Raw genomic sequence first — 12,391 nt, forward strand, 5'->3', positions numbered from 1 at the left:
TGCCTGCTAATAAAGAAATATAAAATGACATTGGTGAACAAAGTGTGAATTTTCTTGTTGGGTAACAATATTGAAATGCTTAAGGTACTTTATTGGTCTTATTGAATACAATGATCCCTAAAGCGTAATGATAAATGAATTTTTTAAATGAAGTAATTGCTATTCACTAAGTCGAATACGGAAAATACTAAAAGGATATCTTGTGTTGTAGACACCGTATTTTGCAAATGCGGCTAAGATTTGAGTATAAATGATCTAATTTATAAAAACTAAATACTCTCTTTGCACAGTTATACCAATCCTGTTTAAATGTGCTGCTCATTAAGCGGTTTTATAGGCGCTTATGACAATGTTTTTAGCTTAGTAGGTTAATTAATTGAAATAACGCTGTAATTTGTTTTTATTGCTAAGGAATTTTTTTGAAAGCTACGTTGTACACAATCATTGCTTTAATTGCGTTTGCTGCAAATTCTCTTTTTTGCAGAATGGCTTTAGCCGAAGGCTATATAGATGCTTGGAACTTTACAGTTATTCGCTTACTCAGTGGTGCTGCGTGTTTGGGTATTATAATGGCTATCTATACTCATAATTTAAAACGAAAAGGCACATTTAACCCCGCTATTTTAAGTGATAAAGGAAGCTGGCGAAGCAGTATAAGCCTTTTAGTTTATGCACTTTGTTTTTCGATTGCATACGTAGAGCTAGATACAGGCACCGGTGCACTGATTTTGTTTTCAGCCGTGCAACTCACTATGATTGGCTGGGGTATATATCAAAAAGAGCAGTTGAGTGTGCTTCAGTGGTGCGCGTTTATAGTGGCGCTAGGTGGGTTTGTATATTTAATGCTGCCATCTGCTGCTGTACCTTCATTATTAGGTGCATCACTCATGGCACTCAGTGGTGTGGCATGGGGTATTTACAGTATTCGCGGTAAAGTGTGCGTATCGCCACTGCGTACTACCGGGTTTAACTTTATAAGAAGCTTAGTGGCTATCCCTATTTTATTACTTGTTGGTATGAGTTATTTAAAAAATATGAGTATTGAAGGGGTTTTGCTTGCATGTGCCTCGGGTGCGATAGCGTCTGGAATTGGTTACAGTGTTTGGTATGTGGCTATGCCACTGCTTAAAAGTACCCAAGCTGCTGTTGTGCAGCTTTGTGTACCTGTACTTGCAGCCGTTGCCGGGGTCTTGTTTTTATCAGAGCAGGTAACAATGGAATTTATAGTAGCAAGCTCGTTAATATTAGGGGCTGTGCTGGTATTTATCTTAAATAAAAAGAAGGTGTGATACCACTTAAACAAGTTCTTTATGGCGGACTAACGTTCGTTACAAAGCGTGTATAAATATCGAGTAAGTTATCAAGTATTGCCTGCTTACCCTGTAGTTCACTGTTTTTTATGCATTCAAAAAGTACTTGTTCGCTAAGCTTATTCACTAATAATTGCGATTGCTTAATATGGCTTATATGCCAAAGCTCAGGTGCGACACCACTTAAATCATGCTGGTAAGGGCGATAAAAGCCAAATTTATCTAAGTTAGTATCAAGCCAATTACTTAAAGGCGCAAACGGCCCACCTTGCAGGTATTCATCAGGTGTTAGCTGTAGTTTATAATCATCACTTACCGCAGCTTTATCAAACACATCTAAATCGGTGCCTAAATGGTGCCTGCTTGCCCCAGGTAATGCAGAGTAGAGCATTATTGCTATGCATTTATCTACATCATTTAATTTAGTTAAATCTACAACCTTTTGCTGTTTATTATAAACAGGTCGAATACCTAAAAACTTATTATTCCAAATAATTGATTGACGATCAAAATCGCGAAAACTTGAGGCAATAGTAAGCTCAAATCCCGCTTTTTTTGCTGCACTTTGCAGCGCTAAAAAGTCGTTAATAATAGCGCTGTGCAAGCGATGATTTTGTATATCAGTTAAATGTGTATCACTTTGCCCTGTGATACACATTATTGGTGTTGGTTTAGTTACATCCATTATGCTAAAAGTTGCTCTAATATTTGCTCGTAAATGTCGGTAAGGGCTATTAAATCATCGGTACTTACGCATTCATCTATTTTATGAATAGTGGCGTTACGTGGGCCAAGTTCAATTACTTTAGCGCCTGTTTGTGCAATAAAGCGACCGTCAGATGTGCCGCCGGTAGTTTCTAGATTCGTGGTTAAATCGGTTACTGATTTAATCGCTTTAACTGTGGCATCAACAAGCGGGCCGTGCTCGGTAATAAAAGGTAAGCCATTTACTATCCAGCTTAATTCATAATTTAAGTTATGCTTTTGTAGAATGTCATTTACACGCTGTTGTAATTGCTCATGCGTTACTTGCGTGCTAAATCTAAAGTTAAACTGTACTTCTAGTTCACCCGGGATCACGTTACCAGCACCTGTGCCGCCATTAATATTCGAAATTTGAAAGCTAGTTGCTGGGAAGTACTCATTTCCGTTATCCCACACCGTTTGGCTAAGCTCAGTAAGTGCAGGCGTTGCTAGATGAATTGGGTTTTGTGCTAAATGTGGGTAGGCAACATGACCTTGTATACCCTTAACGGTTAAAAAAGCGGTAAGTGAACCTCTGCGACCATTTTTAACCACATCACCGAGTACATCGCGTGATGAGGGCTCGCCTACTAGGCACATATCTATTTTTTCACCACGGGCTTCTAGTGTATCTATTACACGTGTTGTGCCGTTTATAAACGGTCCTTCTTCGTCAGAAGTGATTAAAAAAGAAATAGAGCCTTTATGATCTGGATGTTTAGTAACAAAACGTTCGGTTGCTACAAGCATTGCGGCTAATGAGCCTTTCATATCGGCAGCGCCACGCCCGTGCAGTAGGCCGTCTTTTATTAATCCTGAAAACGGCGGGTGTTGCCAATTTTTTTCAGGGCCTGTTGGTACAACGTCGGTGTGACCAGCAAAACAAAAGTGCGGCGATTGTGTGCCTTTTCGAGCCCAAGTATTAAGTGTGTCGGTAAAAAATAATGATTCTATATTAAAACCAACCGCAGCAAGGCGATCGTTCATCATTTGTTGGCAGCCAGCATCTTCGGGCGTTACCGATTCACGTTGGATTAGCGCTTGGGCGAGTTGAATTACGTCATTAGTCATTATTTAAAAATCTCGTCGTATTGGGCTGCTTTAAAACCTAAATGGTAACTGCCATTGTTTACCAGTACTGGACGTTTGATCATGGCAGGTTGTTCAACCAACAATGGGATAGCACTTTCTTTAGTTAGGCTTTGTTTTTGCTCATCAGTTAATGCGCGATAAGTTGTTCCACGTTTATTAACGAGTTGTTCCCAATCGAGCTTGTCTGCAAATTCACTCACCATTTGCTCATTTACGCCATCTTTGCGGTAGTCATGAAACGTAAATTCGATGTTGTTATTAGTTAAATGTTTTTTAGCTTTTTTTATCGTATCGCAGTTGCTAATACCGTATAGAGTGATCATAAATCTAGTTCTTCTTAATAATAGTTAATAGGGTGTCTTCACCCGCATTTACATGCGAATGCGAGTAATGAAATGTGCCAAGGTTATGGCCGTTTAGTAAAATTAAACTAGCAAGCATTGGAGTATCAAGTTCTCGTAAATCAAAATAAGCAAGGCGTTGACCTTTGCATATTTTGCTACCATTGAGTTGCGCAATATGGGTATGCGTAATTGATTGCGAATCAAAAATGGTTAAGTTAATCAAGACTTTTAGACCATTATTAGCTTGTAGAATAAACTCAGTACCTGCATTTTTTACTTGTAATAAAGTTCCATCAAACGGTGCTAAAATTTTATGACTTGTTAGTTGCACCATAATACCAGGGCCCAGAGTGCCAAAACGAAAAAAAGGTTCTGGATGCTCTTTCAGTTCAATTACTTTACCTGTAAATGGGCTGGTTATATTTATTGCATTAAGAGGCGTTTTATTTTGAGCTAAATAGTCAATTTTTTGAGCTTTCATAAGTTAGTTTCCCACCACGTTATAACCCTCTTTTTTTAAAGCGGAAATAGCATTTTCTGCAGTGTGTTTTTTTATGAGAATATAATCAGTATCGTAGGTTGAGATTGAAAAGATAGAAATTTTAGCGCGCGCTAATACCCCTGAAATATTAGCCATAATTCCGGTTAACGAAAAGCCAAGTGGACCTACAACCTCTAAAGCTTGCCAGTCGGGTTCGGTATCCAAGCTTTTTACTTCAAAATCGCTTGGGCATACAATTGAAAGTTCATCATGGGTTTTAGAAATAAAAAACAAAGATTGCTTTAAAAGTGCCGCAGGTATGTCGGCATCTACATCTAAACTGTGTATAGATAAAATGGTGCTGTGTAATTGTAATGTTTGTTTTGACATTAAAAGCCTGCGAACAGCAATATTGATAGCTTAATAGTATAGATTATTGGCTTTAAATTAAAGGTGTAACAACGACTAACTCAGCAGTAAATAAGTAGATAAAAGAAGGGGGTAAAAACTTACCCACAATTTCTGTGGATAAGTATGGGGGTTGCAGGGTATAAATAACCTAACTAGTTAATTATTAAATAAATAATAGCTAGGCTATAAAAAGCACACGTTACGTTTAATGAGTAATTAGCGCTTCTGTTTGAGCTGCCTGAATGGCAGTTAAGGCGATTGTATACACAATATCATCAACTAATGCACCACGGCTTAAATCGTTTACAGGTTTACGCATACCTTGCAGCATAGGGCCAATACTTATCAAGTCGGCACTACGTTGTACTGCTTTATACGTGGTATTACCCGTATTTAAATCTGGGAATATAAATACGGTCGCTTTACCGGCTACAGGGCTGTTAGGTGCTTTTTTAAGTGCTACGTTTTCCATTATAGCTGCATCGTATTGTAGTGGGCCGTCGATAATTAGATCAGGGCGTTTTTGTTTTGCTATTTTTGTGGCTTCACGTACTTTTTCAACATCGGCACCTGTACCAGAAGTGCCAGTGCTGTAGCTGATCATGGCAACACGCGGCTCTATGCCAAATGCAGCTGCAGAGTCGGCAGATTGAATCGCTATGTCTGCAAGTTGTTCAGCATTAGGGTCTGGGTTAATCGCACAGTCACCGTAAACTAACACTTGGTCAGGCAGTAGCATAAAAAATACAGATGATACTAGTGATGACCCTGGTGCTGTTTTAATCAATTGCAGTGGTGGGCGAATTGTATTTGCCGTAGTGTTTACTGCACCCGATACTAAACCGTCTACTTTACCTTGCTCAAGCATCATTGTACCCAGTACGACGTTATCTTGTAGTTGCTCTTGTGCTACTACGGCAGTTAGGCCTTTGCTTTTACGAATTTCGACCATAGGCGCAATATAATCATTAATAATGCTTTGAGGCTCGATAATACTTACATGTTCGTTTAGCTCAATACCTTGCTGCTGTGCAATACGCATTATTTCTTCGCGATCGCCTAGTAATATAGTTTTAGCAATTCCGCGTTGACCACAAATAGCAGCCGCTTTAATTGTACGAGGTTCATTACCTTCTGGTAGAACCACGGTTTTACCTGCTTTACGCGCTTTAGTGGTAAGTAAGTAACGAAATGCGGGTGGTGATAACTTACGAGTTTTACCTACACTTTTAGCTAGAGTATCTAGCCAGCTTGAATTGATATGCTCTGCGTTGTGATCTTTTACTTTTTCGATACGTTGGTCATCATCATTTGGTACTTCCATATTAAAGTTATGCAGTAGTAATGATGTACGCCACGTGTCTGCATCGGTTGCGAGTATTGGTAAGCCGGTTTGCATGGCTTGCTCACACAAGGCCATAATACGTGGCTCTGGCTCAAAACCACCGGTGAGTAATATAGCACCAAGTTTAGTGCCGTTCATAGCAGATAAGCACGCAGCAACAAGTATGTCAGAGCGATCGCCCGGTGTTACTAATAAAGCGCCTGGCGTAAAATAATTTAAAATATTTGAAACCGTACGAGCACAAAAAGTAATCCGGCGCAGACGACGATGAAGCATATCGCCTTCGTTAATAATCGTGGCTTTTAAGTATGCGCTTAAGTCTTTTACGCGCGGCGCTACTAAGTCAAAATCCCACGGGATTGCACCAAGTAACATAAACGGATTTTTTTTAAAAATAGGTAGGGATGCTAAACGATTTAACTCGTTTTCGAGCTCTTCAGGTTTATAGGCATCGACTAAATCGGCGCGTGCACGACCTTCTTCATCAAGTGGCGCATTTACTTTATTAAAAATACAGCCCAGTACGCGAGGGTGATCGATACCACCGTAGTTACCTGCTGCAATTTCAAGGCGGTCTTCTATTTGAGTAATGGTGTAATTACCTGGGGTAAGTACAAATACAATTTCGGCGCCGAGTGTTTGCGCAATTTCGCGGTTTACACGCCCAGCATAAGGTTGACGACGAGTAGGTACCATACCTTCAATAATAGCGACTTCGTCGTCGTTTATTTTACTTTCAAAGCGTTCAACAATTTCCTCTAGTAGGTCATCACCTTTACCGTCGCCAATCATTTGCTCAGCATAATCAAGTGCAAAAGGCATTGGTGGGTTGATAGGTGAGCCTTGAGTAACTATTTGTGTTGATTTTTCAGGGCCTGTTTCACCTGAACGTGGCTGAGCTATTGGTTTGAAAAAGTTAACTTTAACTGTTTTTTGTTCAAGTGCGCGCACTAAACCAACTGATACCGACGTTAAACCCACACCGGTAGAAACAGGAATTAACATAATACGACGTGCCATATTAAAGCTCCTTCACAATATTTGCAGCATCAAGGGCAATAACCCATTCTTCATTAGTTGGCATTACAACTGCTTTGACGTGTGAATTTTTACAGCTAATAACGCCTTCTTGACCAAAGCGCGCATTAAGGTTGGCTTGCGGATTACAATTAATGCCTAAAAAGGCAAGTTGTGTAATTACTTTTTCACGAATAATATCTGAGTTTTCACCAATACCACCAGTAAATATAACAGCATCAAGGCGCTGTAATGGCACCATATACGCCGCGATTTGTTTTGAAAGTCGGTAGCAAAACATTTCAATTGCGAGTATCGCTTTTTTATCACCGGCTATAGCGGCTTCTTCAATGGTACGGCAATCGTTAGAAAGCTCGCTAATACCTAACAAGCCACTTTTTTGATTTAGTAGGTTATCTATTTGCTGGGCTGTGTAATCAAGTTGAGTGGTTAAAAAGTTAAATAAACCAGGGTCAATATCGCCGCTACGTGTGCCCATTATCAGCCCCTCTAGAGGCGTTAGTCCCATGCTGGTATCAACACTCTTACCATTTTTAATAGCGCATACAGAACAGCCGTTGCCTAAGTGGGCACTAATAAAATTGCTTTGCTCGATAGGTTGCTCAAGTAACTTTGCTGTTTGCCCTGCAACATAAAAATGACTTGTGCCGTGAAAACCATAACGCCTAACACCAAACTCGGTGTACAACTTATATGGAAGAGCGTAAAGAAAGGCAACTTCATTCATAGTTTGGTGAAATGCAGTATCAAACACCGCAACTTGTGGCAAACCTTCAAACGATGCCTGCGCCGACGATATACCTAGTAAATTAGCGTGCCCATGAAGCGGCGCAAGCGTTGCCGACTGTGTAATGCCTGCAATTACTTTTTCGTCAATCAATACCGATCGCGTAAAGTGCTCGCCGCCATGTACTACACGATGGCCCACTGCGATAAGTTGCTCGTCTAATTTGTGATCTTTTATTAAGCTTACAAGCGTATTTATAGCCTCAGCATGTGCTTGATTAGTCGCTAAGTCGATAACTGTTTTAGCACCATTAAATTTGTATTTAATAGAGGGCGCTTTAGCGCCTAAGCGTTCTGCAAGGCCTGAAATAATTTCGTGACCATCGTTTGCATCAATAATGGCAAACTTTAAGCTAGAGCTACCACAATTTAAAACTAAAACGTGTTGTGATTCAGGAGAGGTTGTTGGCATAGATTCAATTTCCATAAACAAATTTAGTAAGTAAACGTTAGTACGTAATCGTTACACTTACGGTATTAAATAAAGCTAAGACAGTTGAGTGTTCAACTGCAAAGTGGTTAACGCAATGTTAAATACTTTACCTTAATTAAGATGTTTAAGTTAGGATTGTTCGCCATTAAAAGGTAAATTTAAGCTGTTTTACTGAGAAAGTGTAACTCCTTCATTTTGTGTTACACTTTGTGTATAGCTCGTTTTTCCATTGTATTTAAAAGCAGTATCTGTGAGGAGTCATGATGCAAAAAAGTGTGATGTCACAACTACAAACTGGCCGTTTGTATGGTAAAAAATGGCCAATGCGCAAAGAGCTTGCGCCTTTGTTTTTAGAGTTTAGAGTAATTAGAGCGACTGAGCTTGCCATTACAGTAATGCCAATCTTAGCCATGCTAACATTGTTTTTTCAGCTAAATTACTTGGGTTCTGATTTTTTACCGCAAGCCATTGCAAGTGCATTATTTTTTATATCTTTACCATTACAAGGTTTATTTTGGTTGGGTAAGCGAGCGCAAACGCCTTTAGAGCCTGCGATGCAAAAATGGTATAACGAGCTGTACACTAAAATGGCAGCTAATGGATATCAAACGCAGTTAAGTGAAAACAAGCCCCGTTATATGGAGCTTGCCAATTTACTTAAAGATATGTTTGATAAAATGGACAGGGCGTTTACTAAAGAGCAGTTTTAGAGAGTTACATCATTATCTATTTTGGTAAACTGAGTAATATAAAACGATAAGGTGACAGTGTGTTCACCTTTTTCTTCGAGTGCTGTCCAGTGCTCGGGTCTAAATTTCCATGCAAATGGCGTCATCATTATTAAGTTTTTAATATCAGTAAAGCTAAGCGCTACATGCTCTGTTAAAAGGATCTGCTCTGATTTTTGAAACCCTTTTGGAGTGGCTATTTCAGTATGTTCGTTTACTTCTGAATATATATACGATTTTAGCTCTTTTAAATGACAGGGTCCTGGGCTTGCAACCACTAATGTTGCGTTTTGATTTGCTAGGCGTTCAAGCTCTTGCTCAAATAAAGGTGCAAATACGCTAACAAGTACATCAGCAAATTGGCTTTTAAAGGGGGCTTGGCTGATTGATGCCACACTAAAATGGCAATTAGGGTAGCGCTTTGCTGCATATTTAACCGCTGATTTTGAAATGTCGACACCGTATACAACAGCATTTGTTTTATTCGCGATTGCTTGGGTATAAAACCCTTCACCGCATCCTAAGTCAATAACTGTATTTGCACTTATATTACTAATTATATCGCTAAGATTTCGTTGTAAGAAGCCATAATACCCACGCTCTAAAAATGCACGTCTGGCTTGTACCATTTCAAGTGAATCACCCGGTTGTTTTGAATTTTTTTGTTGCACAGGCAGTAAATTCACATAGCCTTCTTTAGCAAAATCAAAGCTGTGGTTGTTAGCACAACGAAGTGTTGAATCAGTTTTCAAAAGTGCTAGGTTACACAGCGGGCATTGATATTCAAGACTCATGAGCCTAGGTAGTCCTTATCGTAAAAAGTTTTTACCCAATGCGGGCGATAGGTGATCATAATTGTTATAGCCATGCCGTTGAGCATTGCTTCAGGAAACCAAATTATGGCACTTAAATAAACGTAGTTATCTGCAAGTTCTTGCCAATTGTATTGCCCTATAGCTAAGTAAAATAAAGCACCTAGGCTTATTTTTATACAGGCTATAAATCCTGCGGTTATAAACGCACAAACAAATATATAAACAAAAAAATGACGAGGTAAATATTGGTAACTAATTATAAAGCCAAGATAGCTCAATAAAATAGGAATAAACGCACCAATAAGCAGTTGTACTGGTAACAGCTCAAGTTCAATTTGACCAAAGGCAGCGAGTAGGGCTGTGGCAAGTAGGCTACTTAAAATAGTCAACCGCCAGCCTAAAATTAATGTCGCGGCCGTAACACCTAGTATGTGTAAATCAAGGCCAGTTAAAATGCCAGCCTTTATTCGCCAAAGCACTGCAAACACTAACGCACACGCAAGTACGCCAGTTTGACGGACTGGCGTATTAAGCAATGTTTTATATGTTTTTTTATCAAAGCTTAATAGAGCAATAATAATTACAAGAGCCCAAAGTAGCCCCTGCATTGTTAGGCTGAGCATAATAATTACTTAAATGTTGACCATATAGGGGCATGATCTGACGGTTTTTCAATACCGCGAAGTTCGTAATCAATACCTGTATCTATGCAGCGTGCTGCAAGCTCATTGGTTGCAAGCACTACATCTATACGAAGTCCTCGATTATCTACAAACCCTTTAGAGCGATAGTCAAACCATGAGTATTGATCGTCTGTTTCGGGGTTTTGCTCTCTAAAGGTGTCTTTAAAACCCCAATTAAGTAATGTTGCAAGCCATTCACGCTCTACCGGTTGAAAAGAACATTTACCCGTTTTTAACCAACGTTTAGCATTTACTTCGCCAATACCAATATCTAAATCGGTAGGTGATATGTTGATATCACCCATAACGATGACGTCTTGATCGGGTGTGTGATTGGTTTCAAGGTGTGTCATTAAATCTTTATAAAATTGACGTTTATAAGGGAATTTAGTTTCGTGATTAATATTATCACCTTGTGGGAAATAGCCATTCATGACAGTAAGGTCGCGACCGTTTTCTTGTTCAACAGTGACGCTTATCATGCGTTTTTGCGATTCATCTGTATCGGTGGCAAAACCTTTTAAGACCGATTTAGGCTCTTTTTTGCATAACATAGCTACGCCATAATGCGCTTTTTGACCATGAAAGTAGACGTGATATCCCATTTTTTGAACATCTTCTAATGGAAATGCTTCGTCGTGAACTTTAATCTCTTGCAAGCCAATAACGTCTGGTTGATGTTTGTCGATAATTGCTTGTAATTGGTGAAGACGAGCACGCAGACCATTGATATTGAAAGAAATCACTTTCATAAAATTTACCTTAAAATTGGTTCTATTTAATAGATTAAATTGTATCAGTAAATACGCGCACATAACATGACTGAATTGAGATAATAGCTGCGCAAATGTTGATCAAATGATGGGTAAAGTTTAAACATTGTGAATACAATATTAATTATTTAAATAAATAAAAAATTCAATTGAACTTAACTTTATTGAATATATAATGCGCGAAATTCACTTGTTTAGCTCGTTCAAATAGGATCTCTCATGAAAACTCAACTACTTTTAGCCACTGCTTTACTAGCATCTGCAACTGCGTCAGCTCAAAGCAATACTTACTTTAGCCAAGATAACAAAATTGAGTCTAAGTTATGTGTACTAAGTGCAAACGAAGGCTTTAGCGTTGCTCGTAAAGAAGCTGCCCAGCACGGTGTTTACCTATCTCGTTTTTCTAAAAGCATTTTATGTAATGGTGAAGATATTCGTGATATTGCTAAAAAAACGACATTAAGCAACGCATCAGTTGAGAAAGTAGAAGTATTTGCAAAAGACGCTCAACAAGAAACTCAATTATGTATGACGGCTTTAAAACAAGGTTTAGCACCTGTTCGTCAAAAAATTGGTAACCTAAACTCATTAAAATGTAATGGTCAAAACGTTACTGAGTTTGTTAAACGCTACCAAAACGCAGCAATCTAATTATTAGCTTAACTATAATAATAAGTAAATTTGAAATGCCTGGTTTTTACCGGGTATTTTTTTGCAAAAATTACAAGGTTGTTTGCAAAGCTTGCAAGCTTAACTTATTGAAACTGTTTAATAAATATACCGATCGAGATTAAGTTATTGATTATTATAAGTTAACTATTATTGGCATTGGATTTGTATTAGTTAAAGTGACATTTAATTAATTACGAAGGATACGTCTTATGAAAAAGTTAACATTAGCAGCCACTATTTTAGCATCATTAAGCCTAGCGGCTTGTTCATCTAATCAAGGTCTTGAAAGAATAGACAGTGACTTTGCAAGTTTAGATAATGATAGCGATGGCTACATCTCAAAAGTTGAAGCTGATGACGATAGCATTTGGGGCCATTTTTCAAATATTGATACCAATATGGATAACGAAATTAGCCGCAAAGAATTTAACACTTATATGAAGCTTAATAATGGCAAAGTAGCCACTGATTCTGAAGTAAGTGAGTCGGCATTTAAAGCTGAAATTGCTAAATTCGATAAAATTGAAAGCAGCTTTGCAAGTCTAGATAACGACAGCAATGGCTATATCTCGGTAGTTGAAGGTAACGATGATGATATTTCAAATCATTTTGGTTACATGGATAAAAACCAAGATAAGCGCATCAGTAAAAGCGAGTTTATGGGTTACATTAAAAAATACGGTAACGCAGTAGCTGAAGATGATGCATTAGAAGCTTTTAAAAGTAACTAATAGTT

At 38.5% G+C, this 12,391-nt stretch carries 14 protein-coding genes; 4 read left to right on the plus strand and 10 right to left on the minus strand.

Features of this window, described 5'->3' with window-relative positions; translation table 11 throughout:
• Positions 1-419: 419 nt before the first annotated feature.
• Positions 420-1,289 (plus strand): DMT family transporter, encoded by an 870-nt coding sequence (locus tag I6E72_RS00970; protein ID WP_007582553.1) that lies wholly within the window; start codon positions 420-422, stop codon positions 1,287-1,289.
• Between the two features lie 19 nt (positions 1,290-1,308).
• Here I6E72_RS00970 and I6E72_RS00975 read toward each other — a convergent pair whose 3' ends face one another.
• From I6E72_RS00975 to I6E72_RS01005, 7 genes are all read right to left on the minus strand, one after another.
• Positions 1,309-1,995, minus strand: a complete 687-nt coding sequence (locus I6E72_RS00975; protein ID WP_197101929.1) for a M15 family metallopeptidase — start codon at positions 1,993-1,995, stop codon at positions 1,309-1,311.
• Complete coding sequence (gene dapE / locus I6E72_RS00980; RefSeq protein WP_197110811.1) at positions 1,995-3,125, minus strand: succinyl-diaminopimelate desuccinylase; 1,131 nt, start codon at positions 3,123-3,125, stop codon at positions 1,995-1,997. Before dapE ends, I6E72_RS00975 begins: the two co-directional genes overlap by 1 nt.
• Positions 3,125-3,469, minus strand: coding sequence for an ArsC family reductase (locus tag I6E72_RS00985; RefSeq protein ID WP_197101942.1), 345 nt, complete (start codon positions 3,467-3,469; stop codon positions 3,125-3,127). The genes dapE and I6E72_RS00985 overlap by 1 nt, the downstream gene beginning before the upstream one ends.
• A gap of 4 nt (positions 3,470-3,473) precedes the next feature.
• Positions 3,474-3,971, minus strand: a complete 498-nt coding sequence (locus I6E72_RS00990; protein WP_007582561.1) for a PTS glucose transporter subunit IIA — start codon at positions 3,969-3,971, stop codon at positions 3,474-3,476.
• A gap of 3 nt (positions 3,972-3,974) precedes the next feature.
• Positions 3,975-4,361 carry an ACT domain-containing protein gene (locus I6E72_RS00995; protein WP_024592533.1) on the minus strand — a complete coding sequence of 129 codons (387 nt, stop codon included), beginning with the start codon at positions 4,359-4,361 and terminating at the stop codon, positions 3,975-3,977.
• A gap of 226 nt (positions 4,362-4,587) precedes the next feature.
• Positions 4,588-6,747, minus strand: coding sequence for a phosphate acetyltransferase (gene pta / locus I6E72_RS01000; protein WP_165721502.1), 2,160 nt, complete (start codon positions 6,745-6,747; stop codon positions 4,588-4,590).
• 1 nt (position 6,748) lies between these two features.
• Positions 6,749-7,963 carry an acetate kinase gene (locus I6E72_RS01005; RefSeq protein ID WP_197101944.1) on the minus strand — a complete coding sequence of 405 codons (1,215 nt, stop codon included), beginning with the start codon at positions 7,961-7,963 and terminating at the stop codon, positions 6,749-6,751.
• Between the two features lie 284 nt (positions 7,964-8,247).
• Between I6E72_RS01005 and yfbV the strand changes: the two genes are divergently transcribed.
• Positions 8,248-8,694 (plus strand): terminus macrodomain insulation protein YfbV, encoded by a 447-nt coding sequence (gene yfbV, locus I6E72_RS01010; protein WP_007582569.1) that lies wholly within the window; start codon positions 8,248-8,250, stop codon positions 8,692-8,694.
• On the opposite strand, the gene I6E72_RS01015 is transcribed toward yfbV, so the two are convergent.
• From I6E72_RS01015 to xthA, 3 genes are read right to left on the minus strand one after another with little or no spacing between them, the layout of a single operon-like run.
• Positions 8,691-9,506: a putative RNA methyltransferase gene (locus I6E72_RS01015; protein ID WP_197110812.1), complete on the minus strand. Its 816-nt coding sequence runs from the start codon at positions 9,504-9,506 to the stop codon at positions 8,691-8,693. The genes yfbV and I6E72_RS01015 overlap by 4 nt on opposite strands.
• A complete protein-coding gene (locus tag I6E72_RS01020) occupies positions 9,503-10,150 on the minus strand; it encodes an energy-coupling factor ABC transporter permease (RefSeq protein ID WP_165727396.1) in 648 nt (215 codons plus the stop codon). The genes I6E72_RS01015 and I6E72_RS01020 overlap by 4 nt, the downstream gene beginning before the upstream one ends.
• A 5-nt stretch (positions 10,151-10,155) precedes the next feature.
• Complete coding sequence (xthA, locus tag I6E72_RS01025) at positions 10,156-10,962, minus strand: exodeoxyribonuclease III (RefSeq protein WP_165727397.1); 807 nt, start codon at positions 10,960-10,962, stop codon at positions 10,156-10,158.
• Positions 10,963-11,202: 240 nt separating this feature from the next.
• Here xthA and I6E72_RS01030 point away from each other — a divergent pair, with 240 nt between their 5' ends.
• Together I6E72_RS01030 and I6E72_RS01035 are read left to right on the plus strand one after the other, a co-directional pair.
• Positions 11,203-11,634 (plus strand): hypothetical protein, encoded by a 432-nt coding sequence (locus tag I6E72_RS01030; RefSeq protein ID WP_007582577.1) that lies wholly within the window; start codon positions 11,203-11,205, stop codon positions 11,632-11,634.
• A 230-nt stretch (positions 11,635-11,864) separates the two neighbouring features.
• Positions 11,865-12,386 (plus strand): EF-hand domain-containing protein, encoded by a 522-nt coding sequence (locus I6E72_RS01035; RefSeq protein ID WP_165721507.1) that lies wholly within the window; start codon positions 11,865-11,867, stop codon positions 12,384-12,386.
• Positions 12,387-12,391: the final 5 nt, after the last annotated feature.

Origin of the sequence: Pseudoalteromonas sp. NSLLW24 (assembly GCF_015864725.1) — a bacterium.
Classification (GTDB): Bacteria; Pseudomonadota; Gammaproteobacteria; order Enterobacterales; family Alteromonadaceae; genus Pseudoalteromonas; species Pseudoalteromonas arctica.

Excerpts from the sequence above, each read along its gene's own strand:
- I6E72_RS00995 (WP_024592533.1), bottom strand. The coding sequence starts at position 4,361 with ATGTCAAAACAAACATTACAATTACACAGCACCATTTTATCTATACAC.
- dapE (WP_197110811.1), bottom strand. The coding sequence starts at position 3,125 with ATGACTAATGACGTAATTCAACTCGCCCAAGCGCTAATCCAACGTGAA.
- I6E72_RS01015 (WP_197110812.1), bottom strand. The coding sequence starts at position 9,506 with ATGAGTCTTGAATATCAATGCCCGCTGTGTAACCTAGCACTTTTGAAA.
- xthA (WP_165727397.1), bottom strand. The coding sequence starts at position 10,962 with ATGAAAGTGATTTCTTTCAATATCAATGGTCTGCGTGCTCGTCTTCAC.
- I6E72_RS00985 (WP_197101942.1), bottom strand. The coding sequence starts at position 3,469 with ATGATCACTCTATACGGTATTAGCAACTGCGATACGATAAAAAAAGCT.
- I6E72_RS00975 (WP_197101929.1), bottom strand. The coding sequence starts at position 1,995 with ATGGATGTAACTAAACCAACACCAATAATGTGTATCACAGGGCAAAGT.
- yfbV (WP_007582569.1), top strand. The coding sequence starts at position 8,248 with ATGCAAAAAAGTGTGATGTCACAACTACAAACTGGCCGTTTGTATGGT.
- I6E72_RS01030 (WP_007582577.1), top strand. The coding sequence starts at position 11,203 with ATGAAAACTCAACTACTTTTAGCCACTGCTTTACTAGCATCTGCAACT.
- I6E72_RS01005 (WP_197101944.1), bottom strand. The coding sequence starts at position 7,963 with ATGCCAACAACCTCTCCTGAATCACAACACGTTTTAGTTTTAAATTGT.
- I6E72_RS00990 (WP_007582561.1), bottom strand. The coding sequence starts at position 3,971 with ATGAAAGCTCAAAAAATTGACTATTTAGCTCAAAATAAAACGCCTCTT.
- I6E72_RS01020 (WP_165727396.1), bottom strand. The coding sequence starts at position 10,150 with ATGCTCAGCCTAACAATGCAGGGGCTACTTTGGGCTCTTGTAATTATT.
- pta (WP_165721502.1), bottom strand. The coding sequence starts at position 6,747 with ATGGCACGTCGTATTATGTTAATTCCTGTTTCTACCGGTGTGGGTTTA.
- I6E72_RS01035 (WP_165721507.1), top strand. The coding sequence starts at position 11,865 with ATGAAAAAGTTAACATTAGCAGCCACTATTTTAGCATCATTAAGCCTA.